At 72.3% G+C, this 26,632-nt stretch carries 25 protein-coding genes and 1 riboswitch; of the genes, 12 read left to right on the top strand and 13 right to left on the bottom strand.

Translation table 11 applies throughout. The features are described from left to right. Positions 1 to 14 precede the first annotated feature (14 nt). The 4 genes from ACIDOF_RS04710 to ACIDOF_RS04695 form a co-directional block, all read right to left on the bottom strand. On the bottom strand, positions 15 to 2,216 hold the full coding sequence (locus ACIDOF_RS04710) for a terpene synthase family protein (protein ID WP_409004354.1): 2,202 nt from the start codon (positions 2,214 to 2,216) through the stop codon (positions 15 to 17). A 133-nt stretch (positions 2,217 to 2,349) separates the two neighbouring features. After that, positions 2,350 to 4,341 (bottom strand): serine/threonine-protein kinase, encoded by a 1,992-nt coding sequence (locus ACIDOF_RS04705; protein ID WP_409004353.1) that lies wholly within the window; start codon positions 4,339 to 4,341, stop codon positions 2,350 to 2,352. 217 nt (positions 4,342 to 4,558) lie between these two features. Further along, on the bottom strand, positions 4,559 to 5,341 hold the full coding sequence (locus ACIDOF_RS04700; protein WP_409004351.1) for a hypothetical protein: 783 nt from the start codon (positions 5,339 to 5,341) through the stop codon (positions 4,559 to 4,561). Next, positions 5,334 to 6,122 carry an alpha/beta hydrolase gene (locus tag ACIDOF_RS04695; protein WP_409004350.1) on the bottom strand — a complete coding sequence of 263 codons (789 nt, stop codon included), beginning with the start codon at positions 6,120 to 6,122 and terminating at the stop codon, positions 5,334 to 5,336. The genes ACIDOF_RS04700 and ACIDOF_RS04695 overlap by 8 nt, the downstream gene beginning before the upstream one ends. Positions 6,123 to 6,274: 152 nt before the next feature. On the opposite strand from ACIDOF_RS04695, the gene ACIDOF_RS04690 reads away from it, so the two are divergent. From ACIDOF_RS04690 to ACIDOF_RS04670, 5 genes are all read left to right on the top strand, one after another. Beyond that, on the top strand, positions 6,275 to 7,057 hold the full coding sequence (locus ACIDOF_RS04690; protein WP_409004499.1) for a lysophospholipid acyltransferase family protein: 783 nt from the start codon (positions 6,275 to 6,277) through the stop codon (positions 7,055 to 7,057). 58 nt (positions 7,058 to 7,115) lie between these two features. Then, on the top strand, positions 7,116 to 8,315 hold the full coding sequence (gene macS / locus ACIDOF_RS04685; protein WP_409004349.1) for a MacS family sensor histidine kinase: 1,200 nt from the start codon (positions 7,116 to 7,118) through the stop codon (positions 8,313 to 8,315). Positions 8,316 to 8,400: 85 nt separating this feature from the next. After that, positions 8,401 to 9,045 (top strand): response regulator, encoded by a 645-nt coding sequence (locus ACIDOF_RS04680; protein ID WP_409004497.1) that lies wholly within the window; start codon positions 8,401 to 8,403, stop codon positions 9,043 to 9,045. A 193-nt stretch (positions 9,046 to 9,238) separates the two neighbouring features. Beyond that, entirely contained in the window at positions 9,239 to 10,276 is a 1,038-nt protein-coding gene (locus ACIDOF_RS04675; RefSeq protein WP_409004348.1) for a 6-phosphofructokinase, read from the top strand. Positions 10,277 to 10,358: 82 nt separating this feature from the next. After that, a complete protein-coding gene (locus ACIDOF_RS04670; protein WP_409004347.1) occupies positions 10,359 to 11,366 on the top strand; it encodes a 2-hydroxyacid dehydrogenase in 1,008 nt (335 codons plus the stop codon). Here ACIDOF_RS04670 and ACIDOF_RS04665 read toward each other — a convergent pair. Next, entirely contained in the window at positions 11,306 to 13,219 is a 1,914-nt protein-coding gene (locus tag ACIDOF_RS04665) for an anthranilate synthase family protein (protein WP_409004346.1), read from the bottom strand. The two genes, ACIDOF_RS04670 and ACIDOF_RS04665, sit on opposite strands and share 61 nt — an antisense overlap. Positions 13,220 to 13,313: 94 nt before the next feature. After that, a complete protein-coding gene (locus tag ACIDOF_RS04660; RefSeq protein ID WP_093653364.1) occupies positions 13,314 to 13,370 on the bottom strand; it encodes a trp operon leader peptide in 57 nt (18 codons plus the stop codon). Between the two features lie 108 nt (positions 13,371 to 13,478). Here ACIDOF_RS04660 and ACIDOF_RS04655 point away from each other — a divergent pair, with 108 nt between their 5' ends. Together ACIDOF_RS04655 and ACIDOF_RS04650 are read left to right on the top strand one after the other, a co-directional pair. Further along, positions 13,479 to 14,831, top strand: coding sequence for a class II 3-deoxy-7-phosphoheptulonate synthase (locus ACIDOF_RS04655; RefSeq protein ID WP_409004345.1), 1,353 nt, complete (start codon positions 13,479 to 13,481; stop codon positions 14,829 to 14,831). Between the two features lie 154 nt (positions 14,832 to 14,985). After that, a complete protein-coding gene (locus ACIDOF_RS04650; protein ID WP_409004343.1) occupies positions 14,986 to 15,243 on the top strand; it encodes a bacterioferritin-associated ferredoxin in 258 nt (85 codons plus the stop codon). 19 nt (positions 15,244 to 15,262) lie between these two features. Here the strand turns inward: ACIDOF_RS04650 and bfr are convergent, their stop codons facing one another. Next, positions 15,263 to 15,742 carry a bacterioferritin gene (gene bfr / locus ACIDOF_RS04645; protein WP_409004342.1) on the bottom strand — a complete coding sequence of 160 codons (480 nt, stop codon included), beginning with the start codon at positions 15,740 to 15,742 and terminating at the stop codon, positions 15,263 to 15,265. Between the two features lie 155 nt (positions 15,743 to 15,897). Between bfr and ACIDOF_RS04640 the strand changes: the two genes are divergently transcribed. Beyond that, complete coding sequence (locus tag ACIDOF_RS04640) at positions 15,898 to 16,521, top strand: sulfite oxidase-like oxidoreductase (RefSeq protein ID WP_409004341.1); 624 nt, start codon at positions 15,898 to 15,900, stop codon at positions 16,519 to 16,521. Positions 16,522 to 16,558: 37 nt separating this feature from the next. Here the strand turns inward: ACIDOF_RS04640 and ACIDOF_RS04635 are convergent, their stop codons facing one another. The 6 genes from ACIDOF_RS04635 to thiO form a co-directional block, all read right to left on the bottom strand. After that, on the bottom strand, positions 16,559 to 17,095 hold the full coding sequence (locus tag ACIDOF_RS04635; protein ID WP_409004340.1) for a DUF4396 domain-containing protein: 537 nt from the start codon (positions 17,093 to 17,095) through the stop codon (positions 16,559 to 16,561). A gap of 108 nt (positions 17,096 to 17,203) precedes the next feature. Further along, the gene (locus tag ACIDOF_RS04630; protein ID WP_409004339.1) at positions 17,204 to 18,073 is read right to left on the bottom strand and encodes a deoxyribonuclease IV; all 870 of its coding nucleotides are present in this window, start codon (positions 18,071 to 18,073) and stop codon (positions 17,204 to 17,206) included. Positions 18,074 to 18,108: 35 nt separating this feature from the next. After that, on the bottom strand, positions 18,109 to 20,070 hold the full coding sequence (pknB, locus tag ACIDOF_RS04625; RefSeq protein ID WP_409004338.1) for a Stk1 family PASTA domain-containing Ser/Thr kinase: 1,962 nt from the start codon (positions 20,068 to 20,070) through the stop codon (positions 18,109 to 18,111). Positions 20,071 to 20,268: 198 nt separating this feature from the next. Further along, entirely contained in the window at positions 20,269 to 21,063 is a 795-nt protein-coding gene (locus ACIDOF_RS04620; RefSeq protein ID WP_409004337.1) for a thiazole synthase, read from the bottom strand. A gap of 3 nt (positions 21,064 to 21,066) precedes the next feature. Beyond that, positions 21,067 to 21,288 (bottom strand): sulfur carrier protein ThiS, encoded by a 222-nt coding sequence (gene thiS / locus ACIDOF_RS04615; RefSeq protein WP_409004336.1) that lies wholly within the window; start codon positions 21,286 to 21,288, stop codon positions 21,067 to 21,069. Next, complete coding sequence (gene thiO, locus ACIDOF_RS04610) at positions 21,285 to 22,463, bottom strand: glycine oxidase ThiO (protein ID WP_409004335.1); 1,179 nt, start codon at positions 22,461 to 22,463, stop codon at positions 21,285 to 21,287. The genes thiS and thiO overlap by 4 nt, the downstream gene beginning before the upstream one ends. Continuing rightward, a riboswitch (TPP riboswitch) is annotated at positions 22,461 to 22,572 on the bottom strand. Its footprint overlaps the gene before it by 3 nt. 372 nt (positions 22,573 to 22,944) lie before the next feature. Here thiO and ACIDOF_RS04605 point away from each other — a divergent pair. The 4 genes from ACIDOF_RS04605 to metF all read left to right on the top strand — a co-directional run bounded on the left by ACIDOF_RS04605 (position 22,945) and on the right by metF (position 26,582). Continuing rightward, positions 22,945 to 24,108, top strand: coding sequence for an NAD(P)/FAD-dependent oxidoreductase (locus ACIDOF_RS04605; protein ID WP_409004496.1), 1,164 nt, complete (start codon positions 22,945 to 22,947; stop codon positions 24,106 to 24,108). A 159-nt stretch (positions 24,109 to 24,267) separates the two neighbouring features. After that, positions 24,268 to 24,633 (top strand): Rv2175c family DNA-binding protein, encoded by a 366-nt coding sequence (locus tag ACIDOF_RS04600; protein WP_409004334.1) that lies wholly within the window; start codon positions 24,268 to 24,270, stop codon positions 24,631 to 24,633. Between the two features lie 211 nt (positions 24,634 to 24,844). After that, entirely contained in the window at positions 24,845 to 25,501 is a 657-nt protein-coding gene (gene thiE / locus ACIDOF_RS04595) for a thiamine phosphate synthase (RefSeq protein WP_409004333.1), read from the top strand. Between the two features lie 157 nt (positions 25,502 to 25,658). Next, positions 25,659 to 26,582 (top strand): methylenetetrahydrofolate reductase [NAD(P)H], encoded by a 924-nt coding sequence (gene metF, locus ACIDOF_RS04590; RefSeq protein WP_409004332.1) that lies wholly within the window; start codon positions 25,659 to 25,661, stop codon positions 26,580 to 26,582. Positions 26,583 to 26,632: the final 50 nt, after the last annotated feature.

Raw genomic sequence — 26,632 nt, 5'->3', positions numbered from 1 at the left:
GCGACGGGGCGCGGCTACCGGGCCGGCACCCGCCCCAGCCGCGTGGAGCCCGTCCCCAGCCCCGTGGGACCGCCGAGGCGCCACGGTCGGGCTCCCGTGCCCGCGCGCAGGTCCTCCTCCCGGTAGCGGCGGCACTCCCGGTGCCAGTGCAGGATCCCGGCCAGCCAGTCCCGCAGCCCCCGCACATGCCCGTCGACCGCCGCACGCGCCCCCGCGTCGAGCCCCGACTCCTCGTACAGCACGGGCAGTTCGTGCCGGACGGCGTGCTCGAACTGGCGCAGCCGGGAGTTCATCAGATCGTGCACGAGGGCCACGCCCGTCGGGTAGTCGACGTCGAAGAAGTTCTGCACGACCAGGACCCCGTTGTGCACCTCGCCCTCGTACTCGATCTCCTTCTGGTACGAGAACAGGTCGTTCAGGAGCGACGCGTAGTCGGCGGCCGCGTTCTCCAGGTCGCGCATCGGGCCGCTCTCGTACACCTCGTCCGGCACCGCCGCCCCGCGGCCCGCGCGGCGCAGCCGCATCGTCAGATCAGAGCCGAACGTGAGCCGCCGCATCTCGATGTAGTCGACCGGGTCGGGGACGCGGTGCTGCGCCTGGTTGGCCAGCTCCCACAGCCAGCTGCCCGCCATGTCCTCCACCGCCCGCCGGAAGCCCGCCCGGTGCCGCCTGCTCATCGGTCCCGCCGTCCGCGCCCACAGGTCGGCGAGCCCCCGCTCAAGGGCGTCCACCGGCTCCGGCGGCTCCTGTCCGTCCAGCGGCATGAACAGCGAGAGCCGCTCGGTCGCCGCGCGGGCCCCGGCCAGGTCGCGGCTGCGGCCGTACAGCGCCGGGTACAGGTCGTCCCCGTACGTGCCCCACGTCAGCCAGTGCGACGCCAGGTCGAGTTCCTGCGGGTCGGCGTCCGGGGCGAGGCCGGCCGCGCAGAGCGGCAGGTCGTAGCCGGTGAGGCGGCGCTCGTCCCAGATGTCGGAGAGCGGCCGGCCGGGCTGCGCCCGTAGCATGCCCATCCGCTCGGCCCACGCCACACACCGCGGCCGCGCCCCCGCCAGGTGCGGGCTCAGCGAGAGCCCGTACGGAAGCCGGAACTCCGGTACGAGCGACGGCCCGACGTGCCGGTACGGCCGATGGCTCAGGCTCCGGGCCCGCGCCCGCTCGGCGCGCGCCGTGAACCGCACACCGGTGCCGGGCAGCGTGAACCCGTCCCGAGCCCCGCCGCCCGGCTCCTCCTTCATGTAGCGGCTGGACCGCAGATGCCACTCGTGCCCGCCGGACTGCCAGTCCTGCAGCCCCTTCGCGTACGCCGCGACCGCCGCCGTCTGCGTCGCGTCGAGGCCGTGCTCCGCGCAGAGGGCGGGCACCTCCGTGAGCGCGGTGTTCTCGAACTGCTGGAGGCGGGAGGTCAGCAGGTCGTTGACGGCTTCGGCCGCCTCCTGCGTCGTACAGCCGAGGAAGGTCTCCATGACCAGGACGCCGTTGCTGTTCTCGCCCTCGTCCTCGACCTCCCGCTGGTACGAGAACAGGTCGTTGCGCAGATGCACCGCGTCCGAGAACGCGTCCCGCAGCACCCGCAGCGGCCTCGACTCCGCGACGGTGTCCGGGAGTTCGGCCCCGGCCGCGAACTCCACGAGCCCCGCCGACCAGGGGGCGCCGCCGACCTTGCGGCGCATCTCGACGTACTCGACGGGGTTGGCGATCCGCCCCTCGTCGATGTTGGACAGCTCCCACAGGGACGCGTTCAGGAGGTGCGCGGTCGCCTCCGCGAAGCGGGCGCGCCAGCCCGGCGACATGTGCGGCACGGTCCGCGTCCACAGGTCGGCGAGGCCCGCCTCCACCGGGGTGCGTGGCGCGGGGAAGCCGCGGGCCGGGTCGCCCGGCATGAACGCGGGCAGCCGGTCGAGGTACGCCTTGGCGCCGGCCCGGTCCTGGGTCCGCTTGAACAGCTCCAGGAAGTGGTCGTCGAAGAAGAAGACCCACACGTACCAGTCCGTGACCAGCGACAGCGTCTCGGCGTCGCAGTCGGGATGCGTGTACGCGCACAGCAGCGCGTAGTCGTGCGCCGCAAGGTCCCGCTCCTCCCAGACCCCGGACCCCTCCAGCATCCCCATCCGCCGCGCCCACGCGGTGCTGTGCGAACGGGCCACCGCCGCATGCGGGTTGAGCCGCGCGGGATACGGCACGTAGAAGTCGGGAAGGGTGAAGGGCTGCTGTCCCATGCGTGCGGGTCCTTCTGGGTACGGGGAGTGACGGTCCGGTGCTTCACGGTGATCGCTTCCGGCCAGCGCTACCCATCCCTCGTACGGCCTACGCGGCGTCGCGATTAGTCGTACAACTCGGGGCGGTTCGGGGTCAGTCGGCGCGGGTGAAGGTCCATGCCTGGTTGCTCTGGGTGAAGTCCTTGTTCTTGAAGAACTTCAGGCCGGACGGCCTGGCCGCGTCGAGGTAGGAGGGGTCCATGTCCGAGCAGCCGGCGCTGGAGCGGGACGTGTCCACCGCGGCCGTGTCGAGGTTGAGGCGGCTGCCGCCGTTCTGCACGGAGATCAGCCGGGCCACGTTCACGCACGTCTGCCCGGGCGCGCCCGCGGAGCCGTAGAACGTCACGCTCCGCCCGCCGTTGGAGGCCTGCTGGACGGTGATCCGGGTCGGGCCGCCGAAGGCCGAGTCGTTCTGCCAGCCGCCGATGAAGTACGACGGGACATCGCCGGAGGGCGCCGCGTCACCGCCGCCGTCCGAGCCGCCGGAACCCGAACTGCCGCCGCTGTCCGGGGCGTCGGCGCCGTCGTCGGCGTTGTCGTCGGCGGGCGGGCGGTCGCCCGAGGCGCCGCCCGACCCGGCCCCGGCGTCGGTTCCGCCTGCGGAGCCCCGCCCCTTCTCGTCGTCCTTCTTCTTCTCCTCGCCGTCGCCCTTCTCCTTGTCGTCGGCGTCCTTGGACGGTGACGGGGAGGGGGAGTCGGCGCCGGGGTCGGGGGAGGCGGAACGGCCGGGGGTGCCGGCGCCCCGGGTGTCCGGGCCGTTGTCGATCAGGTACACGGTGCCGCCCGTGGCCAGGACGGCGAGCACGGCGGCGACGACGAGCCACGCCCGACTCCGGGAACGTCGCCGCTCCTTGGGCTCGGAGGTTGCTTCCAGGGCCGGGGCCGGGGTCGCTTCCGGGGGCGCTTTCTGGTCCGGGTCCGGGTCCGTTCCGGGGCGGAGGCGGACGGTGGATCTGTCCGACGGGCCGGAGGCTTCCGCGGGCGCGGGCGCGGGCTCGGGCTCGGAGTTCGACTCGGCGTCGGGCTCGGGCTCGGCCTCCGGTACGGCGGCGGGGGCCGGCTCGGGCACAGGAGCGGCAGGCGTGGGCTCGGGCTCCTCCTCCGGCTCGGCCTGCCGCAGCCCCGCGGCGGGCGTGGGCGCCTCCGCGTCGAGCAGCCGGGCCGACTGCTGGGCCAGCTCCGCCACCACCTCGCCGGGAAGCCACGCCCCGCGGCGGGCGGCCGGGCGCGGGCGAGCCGGATCGGCCAACAGCTCGGCCACGTCCGGGCGTTCGTCGGGCTTCTTCGTCAGGCAGCGGGCGATCAGCGCACGCAGCGCGGCGTCCGAGACCAGGTCGAGGTCGGGCTCGGCCTCGACGATCCGGTACATCAGGGCGTGCTGGTTGCTCGCACCGTGCCCGAACGCGAGCCGCCCGGTCGCCGCGTACGTGAGGACGCAGCCCAGGGCGAACACGTCAGCCCGCGGCCCCGCCTTCTCCGCGAGAACCTGCTCGGGCGCCATGAACCCGGGCGAACCGATCGCCATGCCCGTGCTGGTGAGCAGCGACTCGACGGAGGTCTGGACGGCGCGCGCGATGCCGAAGTCGATGACCCGCGGCCCGTCGACGGTCAGCATCACGTTGGACGGCTTGAGGTCGCGGTGCACGATGTCGGCGGCGTGGATGCCCCGCAGGGCGTGCAGCAGCCCGTCGGCCAGGGCGTGCACGGACTCGGCCGGCAGTGGCCCGTACTCCCTGACCACGTCTTCGAGGGAGAGCCCGGGCACGTAGCCGGTCGCCACCCAGGGCCTCGCGGCGTCCGGGTCGGCCTCCAGGACGGGAGCGGTGAACTCCTCGCCGACGCGGCGTGCGGCCCTGATCTCGCGCCGGAAGCGGGCCCTGAACTGCTGGTCGGAGGTGTGCTCCTCGTGCACGACCTTCACGGCGACGGTCCGGCCGCCCGCCGACCGCGCCAGGTACACCCGGCCCATGCCACCGGCGCCGAGCCGCCCGAGCAGGCGGTACGGGCCGATGGTCGGCGGGTCGAGCTCGCTCAGCGGCTCGATGCGGCCGGGGCCGCCGTTCCGGTCGTCGTTCGCGCTGCCCATGCCGGAACCGGCCCCCGTTCGCCCCTGTGTGGTCACTGCTGGTCGCTGCTGGTCCTGTGGTCCTGCTGTGATGTGACGTCCGTCCGGGGCGGACGGTTCTGTCGGCCCGAGAACGTGAACAGCGGTCAGGATAGGGGGTGTTGGAGGAACACAGGCGGTCGCCGCCCGTCGGACCGTAGGCATCGCCCGCCGGACCCGGAGGCGCCGCCCGTCGGGCTCAGACGACCGCGCCGCGGCCCGGGTCGTCGTCCTCGTCGTCGTCGCCCTGCATCCGCAGCACCAGCGTGGCGAAGCCGCCGACGAAACCGCCGATGCCGAGGGTGGTCAGCCACCACGTCATGTCCCAGCCGAACAGCACCGCGAGCAGCAGCAGGACCGGGCCGCCGACGACCGCGAGCCAGGCGAACTTGGCCGTCGTGTCGGCCTCGGGCAGCGGCGGCGGCTCGGGCGGGACGAAGTGCCCCTCGTCGTCCTCGTCGAAGTCGTCGTCGGAGGCGTCCGACGGGCTGTAGTCCCGCGGGCCGGGGCCCACGCCGGGGGCGAACGTGATCGAGCCGCCGACCGACTTGCCGGCGCCGCCACCGCGGCCGCCGTTCCGGTCGGCGTCGTCGGAGCCCGCGCCCTTGCCCGACGGGTCCGAGGAGTCGGAGGAGTCGGAGGCGTCGGCGGTGTCGGAGGAGCACGAGCCTGACGAGCCGGACGAGCCGGACGAGGCGGAGGAACCCGGCGACCCGGAGGCACCCGGCGACCCGGCCGGGGTCGTCGAGCCGGGCGCGTCCGGCTCGCGCTCCGCGCCGTCCCGGCCCCGCCGGTCCTCGTTCGCCGCCTCGGCCTCCAGGCCCGCCAGGTCCTCCACCGACCGGAACGGCTTGGCGCCGGGCGGGTCCGGCGGCTCCTCGCCGTACCCGGCGACGATCGCGGCCCAGGCCGCGTCCTCGTCGAGCCGGCGGCCCTCGTCCCCTTCGCGGCTGCCGTCTCTCTCCGCGCCGTGCTCAGCCACCGGTGGCCGTCCCCTCTGTGCTGCCCGCGCCGACACTGGGTGCGAGCCGGGTGAGGAAGGCGAGGCTCTCCTCGAAGATCCGGTCCGCGTCGTGGTCCAACGTCGCGACGTGGTAGCTCTGTTCCAGCAGGATCTCGGTGACGTCCGTGGACGAGACCCGGGCGAGCACCCGCGCGGAGTCGGCCGGCGGCACCACATGGTCCTGCGGGCTGTGCAGCAGCACGATCGGCTGGGTGACCTGCGGCAGCTCGGCGTCCACCCGGCGGAAGAACTTCCGCAGCGTGTGCGCGGCGTGCAGCGGCACGCGTGCGTACGCCAGCTCCCTGCTGCCCTCCTTCGCGATGTCGTTGGCGACGCCCGCGACCGTCGGGACGAAGTGCCGGGCCACGGGCAGGGCGTGCGCCGCCAGGCCGTGCACCTTGTTGCCCGGGTTGACCAGGACCAGGCCGCTGATCGCGTCCCCGTGCTTGGCCGCCAGGCGCAGCGCGAGCGCACCGCCCATCGACAGGCCGAAGACGAACACCTGGGAGCAGCGCTCCCGCAGGTCGTGCAGCGCGCGGTCCACCTCCGCGTACCAGTCCTGCCAGGCCGTGGCCGCCAGGTCCTGCCAGCGGGTGCCGTGCCCGGGCAGCAGCGGCAGCGAGACCGTCAGGCCGCGCTCGGCCAGGTACTCCGCCCAGGGGCGGAGCGACTGCGGTGTTCCGGTGAAACCGTGGCAGAGGAGCACACCGACCTCACCGCCCTCGTGGCGGTACGGCTCGGCTCCGGGGAGGACCGGCACCTTCGGTCTCCTTCACAGGGATCGGGACGGGGGTCGAACGGGGGTTGCGTTCACCGTACGCGACCGGACCGACACCGACCAGGGTCGTCCCGGAAGGAGCGCAGGCGGGGCTCGGGTTAAGGTCGGTGCGACAGATGAGAAAGGCGTACGCGTTGATCTACGGCGTTATGAAGCTGACCGTCGGCGGCAGTCTGAAGACTGTGTTCCGGCCCTGGGTCGAGGGGCTGGAGAACGTTCCGGCCGACGGCCCCGCGATCCTCGCGAGCAACCATCTGTCGTTCTCAGACTCCTTCTTCCTGCCCGCGGTGCTCGACCGGAAGGTCACCTTCATCGCCAAGGCGGAGTACTTCACGTCACCCGGAGTGAAGGGCCGGCTGACGGCGGCGTTCTTCAAGGGCGTCGGCCAGCTGCCCGTGGACCGCTCCGGTGCGCGCGGCGCGGGCGAGGCCGCCATCAAGAGCGGCATCGAGGTCCTGGAGCGCGGCGAGCTGTTCGGCATCTACCCGGAGGGCACCCGCTCCCCGGACGGCCGCCTCTACCGCGGCAAGCCCGGCGGCCTCGCGCGCGTGGCGCTCGCCACCGGCGCCCCGGTGATCCCGGTCGCGATGATCGACACGGAGAAGATCCAGCCGCCCGGCAAGGTCGTGCCCAAGCTGATGCGCCCCGGCATCCGCATCGGCAAGCCCCTCGACTTCAGCCGCTACCAGGGCATGGAGGGCGACCGCTTCATCCTCCGCTCGGTCACCGACGAGGTGATGTACGAGATCATGAAGCTCTCCGGCCAGGAGTACGTCGACATCTACGCGACCGCCGCCAAGCGCCAGATCGCCGAAGAGGCGAAGAAGGCCGAAGAGGCGAAGAAGGCGGAAGCCAAGAAGGCCGAGGCGATGAAGAAGGCCGGGCAGGCCGAGCAGGACAGGACCGGGAAGGCGTAGCCTCCGGGAGGCCGCCGGAGCGCCGGCCGCCGGGCCGGGCCGGACCGTGGGGGGATTCATGGCCAAGCGGGAACGCGTCATGCGGATGTCCGTGGAACTGCCGCTGTGGCGTGCGGTGTCCGGGTACCGCGTGCTCACCGCGCTCTACGCGATCGCGACGTTCGTGCACCAGTGGGCCGACTACCAGCGCCCGTTCGTCGGCGTCGGCTATCTCGCCGTACTCCTCGTGTGGACCGTGGCGACGCTGCCGTGCGTGTCGAGCGCGCAGGCCTGCACGAAGCGGTTCCTCGGCGTCGACCTGACGCTCGCCCTCGTCGGCATCCTGCTCACCTCCGTGGCCGACCCGAACCACGGCGACGGGCCGACGCTGCCGACGATCTGGACCGCCGGCGCCGTCCTCGCCTTCGCCCTCAAGGGCGGCTGGCGCTGGGCCGCGTTCGCCTCGTCCCTGGTGGCCGTCGCGAACATCGTGCAGCGCGAGACCCCCAGCCGGGACACCGTGCACAACGTCCTGCTCGTGTGGGTCGCCTCCATAGCGATCGGCTACGTGGTGGAGGTGGCCCGCGCCTCCGAGCGCACCCTCGCCCGCGCCCTGGAGATCGAGGCGGCCACCCGCGAGCGGGAGCGCCTCGCCCGCGACATCCACGACAGCGTGCTGCAGGTCCTCGCGATGGTGCAGCGGCGCGGCACGGCCATCGGCGGCGAGGCAGCGGAGCTCGGCCGGCTTGCGGGCGAGCAGGAGGTCGCCCTGCGCACCCTCGTCGCCGGCGGACTCACCCCCGCGTCGCACGCCTCCGAGGACGTCTCGCAGGGCGCCGTGGTCCGCGAGGTGGACGAGCCGGACGGTCCCGAGGACACCGGCCCGCGTGATCTGCGGACGCTGCTCGCGCCGTTCGCCGGCTCCCGCGTCACCCTCTCCGAACCGGGCGCCCCGGTCCTGCTCGCCCCGGCCGCGGCACGTGAGCTGGCCGCCGCTGTCAGTGCCGCCCTGGACAATGTGAAACGCCATGCGGGTACGGACGCCCAGGCCTGGATCCTGGTCGAGGACTGGCCGGACGAGGTGATCGTCACGGTCCGGGACGACGGCCCCGGCATCCCGGAGGGCAGGCTGGCGCAGGCCGAGGGGGAGGGGCGGCTCGGCGTCGCCCTGTCCATCCGCGGCCGCCTCCGGGACATCGGGGGCACCGCCGAGCTGATCTCGGTACCGGGGCAGGGCACGGAAGTAGAGCTGAAGGTCCCACGGGGGAAGGCGAGTTGACGTGAGCGAAGAGCAGACGCGGCAGGGTGACGTGAACGTGAGCGGAGAGCAGGCGGGCCAGGGCGGCGCGGCCCCGATCCGGGTGATGGTCGTCGACGACCACCCGATGTGGCGGGACGCGGTCGCCCGCGACCTGACCGAGGCCGGCCTGGACGTGGTGGCGACGGCGGGGGACGGCGAGCAGGCGGTCCGCCGCGCCAAGGCCGTAGCGCCCGACGTCCTGGTGCTCGACCTCAACCTGCCCGCCAAGCCCGGCGTGCAGGTCTGCAAGGAGCTGGTCGGCTCGGACCCGAAGCTGCGCGTCCTGGTCCTCTCGGCGAGCGGCGAGCACGCGGACGTCCTGGAGGCGGTCAAGTCGGGTGCGACGGGCTATCTCCTGAAGTCGGCGTCCACGGAAGAGCTGTTGGACGCCGTCCGCCGCACCGCCGTCGGCGACCCGGTGTTCACGCCGGGCCTCGCCGGCCTGGTCCTGGGGGAGTACCGCAGGCTGGCCTCCGAGCCCGTCCCCACCGAGCCGGACGAGCCGAAGGCCCCGCAGCTCACCGACCGCGAGACGGAGGTCCTCCGCCTCGTCGCCAAGGGCCTGAGCTACAAGCAGATCGCCGAGCGCCTGGTCATCTCGCACCGCACGGTCCAGAACCATGTGCAGAACACCCTCGGCAAGCTCCAGCTGCACAACCGCGTGGAGCTGGTGCGGTACGCGATAGAGCGCGGCCTCGACGAGGAGTGACCCGGCGGGCCTGCGCGCCGAGCCGTCAGGCCCGCGCCGCCCGGCCCTCCTTTGGGGTGAACGGACGGCGATCAACTCCCTTTCCGCGCACCGGAATTGACCCTTCGCGCCGTCCCGGAGTGACCTGGATCACCATTAGCGTGACCCGCAGCAGGCTCACTTCCGGCTCACCGAGGCGAAGGGACGCATTCCTATGGGCGCCAAGAAGATCGGAGTACTGACCGGCGGCGGCGACTGCCCCGGGCTCAACGCCGTCATCCGCGGCATCGTCCGCAAGGGCGTGCAGGAGTACGCGTACCGGTTCGTCGGGTTCCGGGACGGCTGGCGCGGGCCGCTCGAAGGGGACACCGTCCAGCTCGACATCCCGGCCGTACGCGGAATCCTGCCGCGCGGCGGCACCATCCTCGGCTCCTCGCGCACCAACCCGTTCAAGGCGGAGAACGGGGTCCGCAGGATCAAGGAGAACCTCGCCAAGAACGAGGTGGAGGCGCTCATCGCGATCGGCGGTGAGGACACCCTCGGCGTCGCCGCGCGGCTCTCCGACGAGTTCGGCATCCCCTGCGTGGGCGTGCCCAAGACCATCGACAACGACCTGTCGGCCACCGACTACACCTTCGGCTTCGACACCGCCGTCGGCATCGCCACCGAGGCCATCGACCGGCTGCACACCACCGCCGAGTCGCACATGCGGGTCCTCGTCGTCGAGGTCATGGGCCGGCACGCCGGCTGGATCGCCCTGCACTCCGGCCTCGCCGGCGGGGCCAACGTCATCCTCATCCCGGAGCAGCGCTTCGACGTCGAGCAGGTCTGCGCCTGGGTGACCTCCCGCTTCCGCGCCTCGTACGCGCCGATCGTGGTCGTCGCCGAAGGGGCCATGCCGAAGGACGGCGAGATGGTACTCAAGGACGGCTCGCTCGACTCGTTCGGGCACGTCCGGCTCTCCGGCGTCGGCGAGTGGCTGGCCAAGGAGATCGAGCAGCGCACCGGCAAGGAGGCCCGCACCACCGTCCTCGGCCACGTCCAGCGCGGCGGCACCCCGAGCGCCTTCGACCGCTGGCTCGCCACCCGCTTCGGCCTGCACGCCATCGACGCGGTGCACGAGGGCGACTTCGGCAAGATGGTCGCGCTGCGCGGCACGGACGTCGTACGGGTCCCGATCGGCGAGGCCACCGCGCGCCTGAAGACCGTCGACCCGGAGCTGTACCGCGAGGTCGGCGTGTTCTTCGGCTGACCGCGCGGACGCTCCGGTGGGCACGCCGGGCGGCATCCGGCTCCGGGTGCCGCCCGCCGTCGTCGTCCATAGACTCGCCGCCATGGAGATCCTGGCATTCGGCGTGCAGGCCGACGAGAAGCCGCTGATCGAGAAGGCCTTCGCGGGCCACCACGACGTCCGCTGCCTCGACGTGTTCCTGAACGAGGACACCGCCCCGATCGCCGCCGGGTACGAGGTGATCTCCACCAGCGTCAACGCCAGCTTGAACAACCGCGTCCTGCAGACCCTCGCCGCCGGCGGGACGCAGATGATCGCCCAGCGGTCGACCGGCTTCAACAACATCGACCTGCAGGTCGCCGAGCGCCTCGGCTTCACCGTCGCCCGGGTCTCGTACTACTCGCCGTACTCCGTCGCCGAGTTCGCCTGGACGCTCGCCATGGCCGTCAACCGCCGGGTCGTACGCGCCTCCAACCGCACCCGCGACTTCGACTTCCGGCTCGACGGGCTGATGGGCCGCGACATGCACGGCCGCACCGTCGGCGTCCTCGGCACCGGCAAGATCGGCGAGGCCTTCACCCGCATCGCGCACGGGTACGGCATGCGCCTGCTCGGCTGGGACGTGGCGGAGAACCCGGCCTGCCTGGAGCTCGGCATGAAGTACGTCGCGAAGGACGAGCTGCTCGCGGAGGCCGACCTGGTCAGCCTGCACGTACCGCTGTTCCCCGAGACCCGGCACATCATCGACGCCGTCGCGCTGCGCTCCATGAAGGACGAGGCGATCCTCGTGAACTCCAGCCGCGGCGCCCTGATCGACACCGAGGCCCTGGTCGGCGAGCTCCGCCAGGGCCGCTTCTGCGGTGTCGCCCTCGACGTGTACGAGGCCGAGGCCGGGCTCTTCTTCCTCGACAAGTCGATCCAGGGCGTCGAGGACGACACCCTGGCCCGGCTCATGACCTTCCCGAACGTCCTGGTCACCTCGCACCAGGCGTACTACACGGTGGACGCGGTCGGCCAGATCATCGACACCACCGTGAACAACGTCCTCGACTACACCGCGGGCCGCCGCAGCGAGAACGTGCTGGTCCCCGCCCCGCCCAGGACCGACTGACCGAGCAGCTCCGCCACGATCCGGGTGCCGCGCAGCGTGAGCACCGACTCGGGGTGGAACTGCACCGAGGCGAAACCGGGCCCGCGCAGCGCGTGCACCTCGCCGGTGTCCCGGTCGCGGCTGACGTCCACGCGGTGCGCGCCGAGCTCGGCCGCCTCCTCGTCGTCGCAGCGCGCCACGAAGCTGTTGTAGAAGCCCACCACCTCGGGCCGCCCGAACAGCTCGATCCGGGTCTGCGCCCCCTGGTACGGCACCTGCTTGCGGCCGATCTCCAACCCCAGCTCGGCGGCGAGCAGTTCATGGCCCAGGCACACCCCGAGCAGGCCCCCGGTGTGCTTCCGCACCAGGTCCGCCGTCAGCGCGCGCAGCATCCGCATCTTCGGGTCGGCCGTGTCCGCCGGGTCGCCCGGCCCCGGCCCGAGGACCACCGGCCCCGGGTGCGCGAGTGCCGCCTCCCGGAGTCCCGGCTCGTCGTACCGCCGAACGCTCACCTCCAGGCCCGAGGAGCGCAGCAGGTGCGCCAGCATCGCCGTGAACGTGTCCTCGGCGTCGACCACGAGGGCGTGCCCGGACAGCTCCGCCGACCGCTCCTGCATCCGCAGCCAGAACGGGGCGAGCGAGGCCCGCCGCGAGTCCAGCGCCTCCCGTACGCGCGCGTCGTCCGCGAGCCGCGGGCGCACGCCCTCCGCGCGCGGGCGCCCGGGCCGCACGCCGAGCGCGGCAAGGACACCGGCCGCCTTCGCGTGCGTCTCGGCGACCTCGCTCGCCGGGTCCGAGTCCCGCACCAGCGTCGCGCCGACCGCCACCCGCAGGCCGCCGTCCGCGTCGATGTCGGCGGTACGGATCAGGATCGGCGAGTCCAGGGTCCGGGCGCCGCCCGCGTCCCGGCCGATCAGCGCGAGGGCGCCCGCGTAGTAGCCGCGCCCGCCCGGCTCGTACCGCTCGATGACCCGGCAGGCGTTCTGCACCGGCGAGCCGGTCACCGTCGCCGCGAACATCGTCTCCTTCAGGACCTCCCGCACGTCGAGCGACGACTTGCCCCGCAACTCGTACTCGGTGTGCGCGAGATGGGCCATCTCCTTCAGCCGCGGCCCGACCACGACGCCGCCCATGTCGCCGACGGTGCACATCATCTTGAGCTCCTCGTCGACCACCATCGACAGCTCGGCGATCTCCTTGCCGTCCGCGAGGAAGCCGAGCAGATGCTCCGGGGTCGGCCCCTCGGCCGGGTAGCGGTAGGTCCCGCTGATCGGGTTCATCACGACGGTCCCGCCGCTCATCCGCACATGCACCTCGGGACTCGCCCCGACCAGCGTCCGGCTCCCGGTGTGCACGACGTACGTCCAGTACGCGCCCCGCTCCCCGGCGAGCAGCCGCCGGAACAGGGCGAGCGCGTCGGCCCGCGAGAAGCCGTCGATCCGGCCCTCGAAGTTCCGCCGGATCACGAAGTTCGCGCCCTCGCCGGCCCCGATCTCGTCCCGGATCACCCGCTCGACGATCCCCGCGTACGCCTCGTCGTCCACGTCGAACGCCCCGCCCGTCACGCCCACCTCGTGCGCGGGCAGCTCGTCGAGGGCCTGCGCCAGCGGGATGGCGTGGCACTCCTCGGCGGTCAGGACGGTGAGCGGGGTGCCGTCGTCGCGTACGTCGAAACCGCGCTCCCTGATCTGCCGGAACGGCACCAGCGCAAGCACCGGAAGCTCGCCGTCCGGAATGTCCGCGAGCCGCTCCACGTCCCGGACCGGGCCGGTGAGCAGCTCGACCGTGTCGTGGTCGTGCCCGGGCGTGCGGCGGCGCAGCAGGGCGAAGGGGGTGTCGGAGTCGAGGAGGTCGACGAGTCGACTGATCGGCATGGTGGTTCCTTCCTGACGAGAGGAGGGAACGGCCGGCGCTGAAAACACTGAAGGCCGCCCCTCGGGCGGCCTTCGCGATCTCGGATACGCGCAGTCAGTGGGCCGCCGGATGAGCGGTCCACCACCAGTTACGGGTCGTCTGCGCGAACATGCTCCGCACCCTAACCCATCCGGCGGGCCCGACCGGGGCCGTCCGGCGACCGTCTCACGTAGTGGGCCGAGGGCTGGGCACGCGCCCCGACCCCGTAATGTTGTCGAGGTGACCGTGAACGCTAAGACCACCTCTGACGGTGGCAACACCTGGCGAGACCTTCCCGCGGCGCAGCAGCCTGAGTACCCCGATGCCGAGGCTCTGCGCGATGTGATCGCGGACCTCGAGTCGTATCCGCCGCTCGTCTTCGCGGGCGAGTGTGACCAGCTGCGCGCCCGCCTTGCGTCCGTCGCCAAGGGAGAGGCGTTCCTGCTCCAGGGCGGCGACTGCGCCGAGGCCTTCGACGCCGTGTCGGCCGACCACATCCGGAACAAGCTCAAGACCCTGCTCCAGATGGGCGCCGTGCTGACGTACGCGGCCTCCGTGCCCGTCGTCAAGGTCGGCCGTATCGCCGGCCAGTACTCCAAGCCCCGCTCCAAGCCGACCGAGACCCGCGACGGCGTGACGCTGCCGACGTACCGCGGCGACTCCGTCAACGGCTTCGACTTCACCGAGGCCGCCCGCGTCCCGGACCCCGAGCGCCTGAAGCGGATGTACAACGCCTCCGCGTCGACGCTCAACCTGGTCCGCGCCTTCACCACCGGCGGTTACGCCGACCTGCGCCAGGTGCACGCCTGGAACCAGGACTTCGTGAAGTCGTCCCCGTCCGGCCAGCGGTACGAGCAGCTGGCCCGCGAGATCGACAACGCCCTGAACTTCATGCGGGCCTGCGGCACCGACCCGGAGGAGTTCAAGACCGTCGAGTTCTACGCCTCCCACGAGGCGCTGCTCCTCGACTACGAGTCGGCCCTCACCCGGACCGACTCGCGCACCGGCCGCCTGTACGACACCTCCGGCCACATGGTCTGGATCGGTGAGCGCACCCGGCAGCTGGACCACGCGCACATCGAGTTCGCCTCGCAGATCCGCAACCCGATCGGCATCAAGCTGGGCCCGACGACTACCCCGGAGGAGGCGCTGCAGTACATCGAGCGCCTCGACCCGGACCGCGAGCCCGGCCGGCTGACCTTCATCGTCCGGATGGGCGCGGACAAGATCCGCGACAAGCTCCCCGAGCTGGTCGAGAAGGTCACCGCCTCCGGCGCGCAGGTCGCCTGGGTGACCGACCCGATGCACGGCAACACCTTCGAGGCGGCCTCGGGCCACAAGACCCGCCGCTTCGACGACGTGCTCGACGAGGTCAAGGGCTTCTTCGAGGTGCACAAGGCGCTCGGCACGCACCCGGGCGGCATCCACGTCGAGCTCACCGGTGACGACGTCACCGAGTGCGTGGGCGGCGGCGACGAGATCTTCGTCGACGACCTGCACCAGCGCTACGAGACGGCCTGCGACCCGCGCCTGAACCGCAGCCAGTCCCTGGACCTGGCGTTCCTGGTGGCGGAGATGTACCGCGACCAGTAGTCGGCCGCCTGCAGACAGCTGTGGGGCGCGGATCACACGATCTGCGCCCCACACTGCTTTTGCGTATTCCCCATCGCGGGTAAGGTTAGGTTAGCCTCACCGATCAATCGGGGATGGCGCCACCTATCGATCCCGTCGCGATCCCACCGGGGAGGTGAACCGCGTGTACGTCTGCAACTGCTTCGGTGTCACCGAGGACCAGGTCAAGAAGCACGCGGAGGACGGTGCCTGCACCCCCCGCCAGATAGCTTCGGCCTGCAAGGCCGGCACCGACTGCGGTTCCTGCGTACGCCGGATCCAGGCGCTGCTCGGCCGGGGCTCCTGCCCCCGCCGCGACCTGGTCGACCAGGGCAAGCCCGCGCTCGCGTCAGCCGCCGAGCTCGTCGACGTCGCGCTGGACGAGGCGGCCTGACCTTCACCCGGCCCGCGGCTCAGCTGTCGGGCTGCTCGACCAGCTGCGCGATGTAGAGCGGCTCGCCCAGCTTCTCCACCAGCTCCAGCTGCGTGTCCAGGTAGTCGATGTGGTGCTCCTCGTCCTCGAGGATCGACTCGAAGATGTTCGCCGAGGTGATGTCGCCCTTGGCCCGCATGACCTCGATGCCCCGCTTGAGGCGGTCGATCGCCTCGACCTCGATCTGCCGGTCCGCGTTGAACATCTCGGTGACGGTCTGCCCCACCCGCACATGGAACAGACGCTGGTAGTTCGGCAGCCCGTCGAGGAACAGGATCCGGTCGGTGAGCACCTCCGCGTGCTTCATCTCGTCGAACGACTCGGCACGGGTGTACTTCGCGAGCTTGGGCCAGCCGAAGTTCTCCTGCATCTTCGCGTGCAGGAAGTACTGGTTGATGGCCGTGAGCTCGGCGGTCAGCTGCTCGTTGAGGAACTCGATGACCTCGGGGTCGCCCTGCATCGCAGAGGCTCCTTCCAAGTACGTATCGGGGGCAGGTGCGCCGCATCCTTGCATCGGCGCCGATAGTCGTCCAGTAAGTGCATGCTTAGTAGGAGTTGCCCGAATAGGTGCATGCCTGGTCACGGCCACCCTTCGGAGGCTGTCATCATGGAGGCATGGGTCATCCGGAAAGCCGCGAAATGGAGCAGTCGGAACTTCCTCCGGGGCAGCGGCTGCAGCGGGGCTGGCCCGTCACCCACTACGGCCCGGTGCCCAAGTTCCGCCCGGAACGCTGGGAGTTCAGGGTCTTCGGCGCCACCGCCGACGGGGAAAAGCACTGCTGGACGCACGAGGAGTTCGCGGCCCTGCCGTACGCGACGGTCGTGGCCGACCTGCACTGCGTCACCAAGTTCTCGATGCTGGGCGCCGAATGGGGCGGGGTGCCCGCCCGCGCCCTGATCGAGCTCGCGCCGCCCGCGGACGACGTCACCCACGTCATGGTCTGGGCCGAATACGGATTCAGTTCGAACCTACGACTGGGTGACTTCACGGCCGAGAAGACCATCTTCGCCACGCATCGCGACGGTGAACTGCTCACCGCCGAACACGGCTTCCCGCTCCGCCTCGTCGTGCCGCACCTGTACGCCTGGAAGGGCCCGAAGTGGGTGCGCGGCATCGAGTACATGACGGCGGACCGCCGCGGCTTCTGGGAGGAGCGCGGCTACCACAACATCGGCGACCCCTGGCGTGAGCAGCGCTATTCGTACCAGGAGGAACCGGGCGACGGCCCGGAGCTGTAGCAGCCCCGAGCCGTCCGGCCGGTGGTCCTCGGAGTGCTCAGTGGTGGTACTGGTGCACCACCGCGTGGCCCTTGCCGCGGCCGATCAGCCACTTGTTCACCGGCGTCGTCACCAGGAAAGCGATCGCGAACGCGAAGGCGAGCGCACCCCAGAACAGCGCGTCCGACAGGTGCGCCTCCATCGCTCCCGGCACGAGCAGCAGAACGCCGTTGTCGACGATCTCCATGACTGTGATCGACAGGGTGTCCGCGGCCAGCGCCACCCCGATCGCGGCGGCCAGGCCGACGCCGGCACGGACGACCGCCCAGAGCGTCAGCGAGTAGCCGAAGACGAAGGCCAGGGCGATCGCCAGCACCATCGTCGGTAGCGTGCCCCAGCCGAGCGCGGTGCCGATGACCATGCCGAGCACCTCGCCGATGGCGCATCCGGTGAGACAGTGCAGCGTCGCCTTGGCGGCCGTCGCCCACGTGGCGCTGCTGCCGTGGTGCGCGTGGTGCCGGCGGTGGTCGGGGTGTTCCTGGTCTGCCTGGCCGTGGTCGTGCGCCGTGTGTCCCGAGTGGGTCTCGTGCTCCATCGCTGACCCCCAAAGTCAGGTAGCGGCTCCTGCCACTGACAAGAACCGTATACCCCCTAGGGGTATTCTTCAACCGGGAGGGGCGCGCGTGCCGGTGAGGCGCGGAGCCTACCGGTCCCTCAGCTCCTTCAGCCGCGCCACGTCCGCCGCGTGCCCCTCCTTGCCGCCCGGCGTCTCGATCACCAGCGGTACGCCGGCGGTCGCCGGGTGGTTGAACAGGGCGCGGAACGGGTCCTCGCCGATGTGGCCGGCGCCGATGTTCGCGTGCCGGTCCTTGTGGGCGCCGACCACGTCCTTGGAGTCGTTGGCGTGGATCAGCTTCAGGCGGCCCTCGCCCACGGTGTCCACCAGCAGGTCCAGCGTCTGGTGCATGCCGCTCGGCCCGGCCAGGTCGTGCCCGGCGGCGAAGATGTGGCAGGTGTCCAGGCAGACGCCGAGCTTCGGGTGCGCGTCCAGGGCCTCGAAGTACGGGCCGAAGTCCCAGGTGCGGGAGCACAGCGAGGAGCCCTGCCCCGCGGTCGACTCCAGGAGCAGGAACGGGTCGTCGTCGTGCGTCAGCTCGTCGAGGAGCGGCAGCAGCGTCTCGCGTACCTGCTTGAGCGCGACCGAGCGGTCCCGGCCGCCGGTCGCGGAGCCGGTGTGCACCACCACGCCGAGCGCGCCGATCTCCCGGCCGCGGCGCAGCGAGTGCCGCATCGACTCGACCGACTTCTCCGCCGTCGCCTCGTTGTGCGAACCGAAGTTGATCAGGTACGGGGCATGCACATACGCCGGCAGGTCCTCCTCCGCGCAGGCCGCGCGGAACTCCTCGTCCTGCTTCGGGTTGCCGACCGGGGTGGCCCAGCCGCGCGGGTTGGCGACGAAGACCTGCACGGTCTCGGCGCCCAGCTCACGGGCGTACGACAGGCCGACGGTGGCGAGGCCGCCGGCCACGGGGACATGGCCGCCGACGGGGTTGCGGGATCTCTTGCTGCTCACGCCGACAAGGGTGGCACGACCACCTACCCGACCCGTCAGCGCGTCCGGATGGTGACCTCGGTGCCGCGCGGGGCCTCCTCGCCGGCGCCGGGCGACTGGTCCCAGACCGTGTCGCCGACGAACCAGCGCTGGACGTTCACCTTGAAGCCCGCGGACTTCAGCTTCTGTGTGGCCTCGTCCTTGCTCAGGCCGCTCACGTCCGGGATCTCGACCATGTCCGGGCCCTTGGAGACCTTCAGCGTGACCGTGTCACCGTGCGCGAGCTGTGCTCCCTCGCCGGGGCGCTGCACCGCGATCGTGCCCTTGTCCTCCTCGGAGAAGACCCGCTCCGGCTCGATCTCGACCTTCAGGCCCGCCTCCTGGAGCTCCGCGCGGGCGTCGTCCAGAGCCTCGCCGACCACGTCCGGGACGTCGACCGGGCTGCCCTTGCTGACGGTCAGCGCGATCGCCGCGCCCGGCTTCACCTTCGTACCGACCGCGGGGTCCGTGCTGATCACGGCGCCGCGCGGGACCTCGTCGCTGAACTGGCGCGTGACCATGCCCGGGTCGAGGCCGCGGTCCCGCAGGTCGTTCTTGGCCTTCTCCAGCGGGGTGCTCTTCAGATCGGGGACCGCGACGATCCGCGGGCCCAGCGAGATCGTCAGTGTCACGCTGCCGCTGTTGCGGATCTGGCTGCCGGCCTTCGGGTCGGTGGCCATGACCGTGCCGCGCTTGTTCGTCGCGCTGTACTTCCGCTCCACGTCGCGGATGTCCAGGCCCGCCTCCTTGAGCTCCTTGCGGGCCTCGGACTCGGTCTTGGTGAGCAGCGGCGGCACGCGCGTGAACTGGCCCGCGTTGATGTACCAGACGCCCGCGCCGACGCCCAGCGTGACCAGCACGGCGAGCAGCGCGAGCATCGCCCGGCTGGGGCGGCGGCGGTTGCCGGGGCCGCCGACGGACGCACGCGTGGGCGTGACCGGCGGCGGCACCTCCAGGCGGCTGGTGCGGTTCAGACGGTCCTCGGCGCTCTCGGCCGCCGGGTCCGGCAGCTGCTGCTCGGCGGGGAGCGGCCGGGCTGCGGCGCCCACCGCGCGCGGGATCACGCTCGTCCGGTCGTCCGCGTTGTCGTGCGACTGCGCCAGCGCGCCCGGCGGCAGCGCGTCCAACTGCTCGTCGCTGAGCGCCGCGCGCGCCTGCCGGGTCTGCGAGAGCAGCGCCACCGCGTCGTGCGGCCGTACGTCCGGGGTGCGGGCCGTGGCCGCGGCGGTCAGCTCGTCCAGCTCGAAGGGCAGGCCGGGGACGCCGGCGGACGGCGGGGGCACGTCCTCGTTCAGGTGCCGGTAGAGGACCTGCGCGGGGGAGTCGCCGGTGTGCGGCTTGGCGCCGGTGAGCATCTCGTACAGCACGACGCCGCAGGCGTACACGTCCACGCGGGGGTCCGCCGTGCCGTTCTCTATCTGCTCCGGCGCGAGGTACGACACCGTGCCCAGGACGGCGCCCGTGGTGTTCGTGACCGTGTCCACCGCGCGGACCAGGCCGAAGTCGGCGACCTTCACCCGGCCGTCGTCCCCTATCAGGACGTTCTCCGGCTTCATGTCGCGGTGCACGAAACCCGCGCGGTGGGCGGCGCCGAGCGCGGCCAGGACCGGCTCCAGGATGTCGAGCGCGGCCCGCGGCTGCAGCGCGCCCCGCTCCCGCAACACGTCCCGCAGGGTGCAGCCCGCCACGTACTCCATCGCCAGGTAGACGTACGCCCCGTCGGCGCCCTGGTCGTAGACCCCGACCACGTTCGGATGGGAGAGGCGCGCGACCGACTTGGCCTCGCGGATGAAGCGCTCCACGAACGACGCGTCGGCGGCCAGCGTCGGGTGCATCACCTTGAGCGCGAGCACGCGGTCGAGGCGGGTGTCCACGGCCCGGTAGACCGTGGCCATCCCGCCGACCGCCACGCGCGCGTCGATGCGGTAGCGGTCGTCGAGCACCTGCCCGACGAGCGGGTCCTGAAGGGTCGTGTCCACGCGGAGAGTCTACGAGTGGGGACGGACAGCCCCGACCGGCCTGTGGAAAACCGGGCCACGACTGCAGCACAGCTGTGACCCGCGGAATCCCGCGGCCGGCGGGGCCTGCGCGGCCGGCGGTTCGGCGGCCGGGCGGAGCCGGTCGTTCGGTGCCGGTCGTTCGATGCCGGTCGTTCGGTGCCCGGACCTCGCCGGCGGTCAGAAAGCGGGACGTTCTGGGTCGAGCCGGGCCATTCCCTCCGTCGGTGACGACGCCTCGGCGAAGTGCCGACGCGGAATCCGCCCCGCGCGGTACGCGAGCCGGCCCGCCTCCACCGCGTGCCGCATGCCCTCGGCCATCAGCACCGGCTCCTGCGCCCGCGTGACGGCCGAGGCCAGCATCACCGCCGAGCAGCCCAGCTCCATCGCGAGCGCCGCGTCCGACGCCGTGCCCGCCCCCGCGTCCAGGATCACCGGCACGCGCGCGTGCTCCACGATCAGCTGGAAGTTGTGCGGGTTGCGGATGCCTAGGCCCGAGCCGATGGGGGAGCCGAGCGGCATGATCGCCGCGCACCCCACGTCCTGCAGCTTCCGCGCGAGCACCGGGTCGTCGTTCGTGTACGGCAGCACCGTGAAGCCGTCGTCGACCAGGGTCTCGGCTGCCTCCAGGGTCTCGATCGGGTCGGGCAGCAGGGTCCGCTCGTCCGCGATGACCTCCAGCTTGACCAGGTCCGTGCCGAGCGCCTCCCGGGCCAGGCGCGCGGTCAGCACGGCCTCCCCGGCGGTGAAACAGCCCGCCGTGTTGGGCAGCACCTGGATGCCGAGCCGGTCCAGGACGGACAGCACGGAGCCCTTCACGTTCGGGTCGACGCGGCGCATCGCGACCGTCGTCAGCTCCGTCCCGGACGCCACGAGGGACCGCTCCAGGACGTCCAGGCTCGGCGCCCCTCCGGTGCCCATGATGAGCCGCGAGGTGTAGCTCGTACCGCCGATGACCAGGGGGTCGTCTGCCATGGTTCAGCCTCCTTGGACGGCGGTGAGGATCTCGACGCGATCCCCTTCGGCCAGTGCGGTGCGCGACCAGTCACCGCGCGGGACGACGGTTTCGTTGACGGCGGCGGCCACCCCGGAGGGCGCGGAGCTGACGGTCGCCACCAGGGCGTCGAGAGTGGTCCCGGGCGGAACGGAACGGAACTCGCCGTTCACCGACACTCTCGTCGTGTTCGTCGCGGTGCTCATACGGTCAGCTCCTCACGGGCGCCGAAGCGCTTCGGCGTGAACGGGCGTACGGCTTCGGGGAGTTCGCCGGTCGTCAGGGCGTGCGCCAGGGCGTCGCCGGTGATCGGGGTGAGCAGCACGCCGTTGCGGTAGTGGCCGGTGGCCAGGTGCAGGCCGGGCAGCTCGGTCGGGCCGAGCAGCGGGGCGTTGTCGGGGGAGCCGGGGCGCAGGCCCGCGCGGGTCTCGGTGAGCGGCAGCTCGGTGATGCCGGGCACCAGCTCGTGCGCGTCCCGCAGCAGTTCGTACACCCCGCCCGCCGTGACCGTGGTGTCCCAGCCGAGGTCCTCGGTGGTGGCGCCGACGACCAGCTCGCCGTCGACCCGCGGCACGAGGTACACCGCGCCGCCGCGGACCACCGCGCGCACCGTCCGGCTCAGGAACGGGGCGTACGCCTTCGGCACGGTCAGCCGCAGCACCTGGCCCTTGACCGGGCGCACCGGCGGCACGACCTCCGGAGGCACGCCGTCGAGCCGCCCGCTGAGGCTGCCCGCCGCGAGCACCACCTGGTCGGCCTCCAGGGCGGTGCCGTCGGCGAGTACGGCGCCGCGCGCCCGCTCCCCGGCCACGGTCAGCCGCTGCGCCCACTGCCGGTGGAACGTCACGCCGGCCCGCTCGCACGCCGTGACCAGGGCGGCGGCCAGGCGGCGCGGGTCGATCTGGTGGTCGCCGTCGACCCGCAGGCCCCCGCGCACGCCCGGCGCGAGCATCGGCTCCAGGCGGCGGCACTCGCGCCCCGAGAGCCACTCGGAGTCCAGCCCCGACTGCCGCTGCAGGGCGTGCAGTTCGCGCAGGTGCGCCCGGTCGTCGGCGTCGAGGGCGACGGCGAGGGTGCCGCACGCGCGGTAGCCGAGTTCCTTGCCGCTGGCCTCGCGCAGCTCGGCGGCGAAGTCCGGGTAGCGGGCGGCGGAGGCGAGGTTGAGGGCGAGCAGGGTCTGCTCGCCGTAGTGGAGTTCGGTGACGGCGGCGAGCATGCCCGCGGCGACCTGCGCGGCGCCGCCGCCGGGCTCGGGGTCGACGACGGCGGTGCGCAGCCCCCGCTGCGCCGCCCGCCAGGCTGTGACCAGGCCGATGACGCCGCCGCCGAGGACGAGCACATCGGACGTGGGCGTGCGTGGTCGCACACTGCGTGGATGCATGGGCTTCCAGCCCCTCCCTTCGCCGGCATGACCCGGATCAGGTTCGTACGGTCGGAGGCGCTGAGCCTCCCTCTCAGCCCGGTGCGTCCGGGCTCCCGCGAGTGGTCTACGTCCGCCACCCTAGCTCGCGGCCCACACCCGGCTGAAGGGCGCCGACGGGCCGACGGCACGCGCGGAGGCGGATCGGGCACACGCGCGGAGCCGGACCCGGCACCCGGGCAGAGGTGGATCCGGCACCGGGGCGGAGGCGGATCGGGCACACGCGCGGAGCCGGATCGGTTGCACGCGCGGGGCGGGCGCCGGTGTGCAGGCGGAGCGGGCCCGGTGTGCAGCAGGTCACGTCGCGAGCTTGTCCCGAGCGGCCCCTGACGGATCGTCAGTTGTTTAAGGTGATCGGGTGACCGAGCAGCAGAGGCAGAGCGAACCGCAGCAGGGCGAGCGCCCCGAGGCACAGCACCGCGTCGTGATCGTCGGCGCGGGCATGGCCGGTGTGCAGACCGCAGTGGCCCTGCGCGAGCAGGGCTTCACCGGAGCCGTCACGCTGATCGGCGCCGAACCCCACCAGCCGTACGACCGCCCGCCGCTGTCCAAGGCGGTGCTGCTCGGCAAGGCCGAGGGCTCGGCCTTCGACGTCGACTTCGAGGCGCTCGGCGTCGAGCTCAGGCTCGGCGAGGAGATCACCGGCCTGCGCCCCGCCGACCACGAACTGGACGCCGCGCGGGGCCCGATCCCGTACGACACCCTCGTCGTCGCCACCGGCGCCGAGCCCGTTCAGCTGCCCGGTGCGGCAGGCGTGCCCGGAGTGCACCTGCTGCGCACCCTCGACGACGCGGAACGGCTCCGCCCGGTCCTCGCCGAGCGGCACTCCGTGGTGGTCGTCGGCGCGGGTTGGATCGGCGCCGAGTTCGCCACCGCCGCCCGGGACGCGGGCTGCGCGGTCACCGTCGTCGAGGCGAGCGAGGGTCCGCTCGCCGGCGCCCTGCCCGCCGAGGTCGCCGCCCCCATGGCGCAGTGGTACGCCGACGCGGGCGCCGAACTCCGTACGCACGCGCGCGTGCAGAGCGTCGAGCCCGGCGCGGTCGTCCTCGACGACGGCAGCCGGATCCCCGCGGACGCCGTCGTCGTCGGCATCGGCGCCCGCCCCGCCACCGCCTGGCTGGCCGGCTCCGGCGTCGAGATCGGCCCCGACGGCGCGGTGGTCGCCGACGCCTCCCTGCGCACCTCGGTCCCCGACGTGTACGCGGTCGGCGACTGCGCCTCCTTCCCCTCGGCCCGCTACGGCCGCAGGCTGCTCGTGCACCACTGGGACAACGCCCTGCAGGGCCCGCGCACGGTCGCGGCGCACATCATCGGCGGCGAGACGGCCGCGTACGACCCGGTGCCCTACTTCTGGTCCGAGCAGTTCGGCCGCTTCGTGCAGTACGCGGGGGATCATGGCGGGGCCGACAGCACGGTGTGGCGCGGGAATCCGCAGAGCCCGGCCTGGTCGGTGTGCTGGCTGCGGGGCGGCGCGCTGGTCGGGCTGCTCGCCGTCGGCCGGCCACGGGACCTGGCGCAGGGCCGGAAGCTGATCGAGTCCGGGGTGCGGCTCGACCCGGAACGCGTGGCGGACCCGGCCGTTCCGCTCAAGTCGGCGAAGGCCTGAGACGAGACGGGCGGAGGCGGCCGACGGCGTTCCGGCGGTGCCCGACGGAGGGCCGGGCGACCCGGGGCGGGGAAGATCGCGCCTGGTCGGGCGGCTTGCGGGGGCCGTATCGGGGGCGCCGGGTACCGACTGTCAGTCCGGGATGGCACGCTTGTCCCTGTGACCGAGATTGACGCAAAAATCGATGCTCTCGTCCCTGCCTGGCTCAACCTCCCCGAGATCGCCGAGATGCTCGGCGTCGAGGTGACGCGCGTCCGGCAGCTCGTCAAGGAAGGCCAGCTGATCGCCGTGCGCCGCGGCGAGAACAGGGCACTGCACGTCCCCGCCGCCTTCATCGACGGGGACAAGGTCGTCAAGGGCCTCAGCGGCACCCTGACGCTCCTTCGGGACGACGGCTTCAACGACGAAGAGATGCTGGAGTGGCTCTTCACCCCCGACGAATCCCTGCCGGGCACCCCGGCGCAGGCCCTGAGCGAGAATCGCGGCACGGAAGTGAAGCGCCGCGCCCAGGCGCTCGCGGTCTGATCCGGGCGACCGGAGGCACCACCTGATGCCTCCGGGCAACCGGAGGCGACACCTGGTCCCTCCGGGCGACCGGAGGCACCACCTGAACCGGGAAACCGGATGCATCACCCCAACCGGGAAACCGGGCGCACCACCTGAACCGACAACCGACGGCGTACGGACCACGGCACGGCCCGCGGTCCGTACGCCACGAAACGGGGGGAGTCCTTCCATGTCCCGCGCACCCCGCGAGGCCCTCGCCGACGCACGGCTGTACCTGTGCACCGACGCCCGCAAGGCACAGGGCGACCTGCCCGAGTTCCTGGACGCGGTGCTCGCCGGCGGCGTCGACATCGTGCAGCTGCGCGACAAGGGCATGGAAGCCGGCGAGGAGCTGGAGCACCTCCAGGTCTTCGCCGACGCCTGCAAGCGGCACGGCAAGCTCCTCGCCGTGAACGACCGGGCGGACGTCGCCCACGCCATCGCGGCCGACGTCCTGCACCTCGGCCAGGGCGACCTGCCGGTGCCCGCCGCCCGCGCCATCATCGGCGAGAGGCCGCTCATCGGCCGCTCCACGCACGCCGAGTCCGAGGCCGCAGCGGCCGCGGCGCAGCCCGGTGTGGACTACTTCTGCACGGGCCCCTGCTGGCCCACCCCCACCAAGCCCGGCCGGTACGCCCCGGGCCTCGACCTGGTGCGGTACACCGCGGGGCTCGGCACCGACCGCCCCTGGTTCGCCATCGGCGGCATCGACGCCGGGAACCTCGACGAGGTGCTCGAAGCGGGCGCCCGCCGCGTGGTCGTCGTACGCGCCATCACGGAGGCCGACGACCCGGCCGCCGCGGCCGCCGAGTTCGCGAGACGGCTCCGCGAGGCGGCGACGGCCTGACCGGCGCCGGGCAGGTACCCCCAAGGGGTGGCCGTCCGTGATGCCGTGTGGCCGGAACTGGCACACAAGTGTCCGAAGGGTGGACGGCAAACGGCCATTGTGGACAAATTCCCCTGGTCTGGTTGGGGTGCCGAGAACCCCTGAGTAACCTGCCCGTATGGCCCTAGGCACTGCTTCCACCCGGATGGATCGCGCACGCACCGTGCGCGACATGCTCGCGACCGGCAAGACCACGTACTCCTTCGAGTTCTTCGCGCCGAAAACCCCCAAGGGCGAGCGAACCCTCTGGAATTCGCTGCGCCGGGTCGAGGCGGTGGCCCCCGACTTCATCTCCGTCACATACGGAGCGGGCGGTTCCACCCGCGCGGGCACGGTGAAGGGCGCCCAGCAGATCGTCGCCGACACCACGCTGACCCCCGTCGCGCACCTGACCGCGGTCAACCACTCGGTCGCCGAGCTGCGCAACATCATCGGGCAGTACGCGGACGCCGGGATCAGGAACATCCTCGCGGTCCGCGGCGACCCGCCGGGCGACCCGATGGGCGACTGGGTGCCGCACCCCGAGGGCCTGACGTACGCGGCCGAGCTCGTCGCGTTGATCAAGAACTCGGGCAACTTCTGCGTGGGCGTCGCCGCCTTCCCGGAGATGCACCCGCGCTCCGACGACTGGGACACCGACGTCCGCCACTTCGTGGACAAGTGCCGTGCGGGCGCCGACTACGCCATCACGCAGATGTTCTTCGACGCGGAGGCGTATCTGCGGCTGCGCGACAAGGTGGCGGCCGCGGGTTGCGAAACCCCCATCATTCCGGAGATCGTGCCGGTCACGAACGTGAAGCAGCTGACCCGCTTCGCCGAACTCAGCAACGCCGTGTTCCCGAAGGATGTGAAAGACCGCATCCTCGCGGCACAGGACGATCCGGCGGCTGTACGCTCCATTGGCATCGAGTTCGCGACGGAGTTCAGCGCTCGGCTGCTGTCCGAGGGAGTGCCCGGTCTGCACTTCATCACCATGAACAACTCCGCGGCGACGCTGGAGATCTACGAGAACCTGGGCCTGCACGACCCACAGCAGGCCTGAGACCCAGGTCGTAGCCCCCTGCCCGAACCAGGCAGGGCGGGCGGCCGCAG

The sequence above is a fragment of the Streptomyces sp. Da 82-17 genome, assembly GCF_046098215.1.
Taxonomy (GTDB): Bacteria; Actinomycetota; Actinomycetes; order Streptomycetales; family Streptomycetaceae; genus Streptomyces.
This window is presented reverse-complemented; position numbering and strand designations above follow the sequence as displayed.

Coding starts and splice junctions, on each gene's coding strand:
- ACIDOF_RS04635 (WP_409004340.1), bottom strand. CDS start 17,095: ATGGAGCACGAGACCCACTCGGGACACACGGCGCACGACCACGGCCAG.
- ACIDOF_RS04620 (WP_409004337.1), bottom strand. CDS start 21,063: ATGGCAGACGACCCCCTGGTCATCGGCGGTACGAGCTACACCTCGCGG.
- ACIDOF_RS04680 (WP_409004497.1), top strand. CDS start 8,401: ATGGTCGTCGACGACCACCCGATGTGGCGGGACGCGGTCGCCCGCGAC.
- macS (WP_409004349.1), top strand. CDS start 7,116: ATGGCCAAGCGGGAACGCGTCATGCGGATGTCCGTGGAACTGCCGCTG.
- ACIDOF_RS04675 (WP_409004348.1), top strand. CDS start 9,239: ATGGGCGCCAAGAAGATCGGAGTACTGACCGGCGGCGGCGACTGCCCC.
- ACIDOF_RS04640 (WP_409004341.1), top strand. CDS start 15,898: ATGGGTCATCCGGAAAGCCGCGAAATGGAGCAGTCGGAACTTCCTCCG.
- ACIDOF_RS04665 (WP_409004346.1), bottom strand. CDS start 13,219: ATGCCGATCAGTCGACTCGTCGACCTCCTCGACTCCGACACCCCCTTC.
- thiS (WP_409004336.1), bottom strand. CDS start 21,288: ATGAGCACCGCGACGAACACGACGAGAGTGTCGGTGAACGGCGAGTTC.
- bfr (WP_409004342.1), bottom strand. CDS start 15,742: ATGCAGGGCGACCCCGAGGTCATCGAGTTCCTCAACGAGCAGCTGACC.
- ACIDOF_RS04670 (WP_409004347.1), top strand. CDS start 10,359: ATGGAGATCCTGGCATTCGGCGTGCAGGCCGACGAGAAGCCGCTGATC.
- metF (WP_409004332.1), top strand. CDS start 25,659: ATGGCCCTAGGCACTGCTTCCACCCGGATGGATCGCGCACGCACCGTG.
- thiE (WP_409004333.1), top strand. CDS start 24,845: ATGTCCCGCGCACCCCGCGAGGCCCTCGCCGACGCACGGCTGTACCTG.
- thiO (WP_409004335.1), bottom strand. CDS start 22,463: ATGCATCCACGCAGTGTGCGACCACGCACGCCCACGTCCGATGTGCTC.
- ACIDOF_RS04705 (WP_409004353.1), bottom strand. CDS start 4,341: ATGGGCAGCGCGAACGACGACCGGAACGGCGGCCCCGGCCGCATCGAG.
- ACIDOF_RS04710 (WP_409004354.1), bottom strand. CDS start 2,216: ATGGGACAGCAGCCCTTCACCCTTCCCGACTTCTACGTGCCGTATCCC.
- ACIDOF_RS04605 (WP_409004496.1), top strand. CDS start 22,945: ATGGCCGGTGTGCAGACCGCAGTGGCCCTGCGCGAGCAGGGCTTCACC.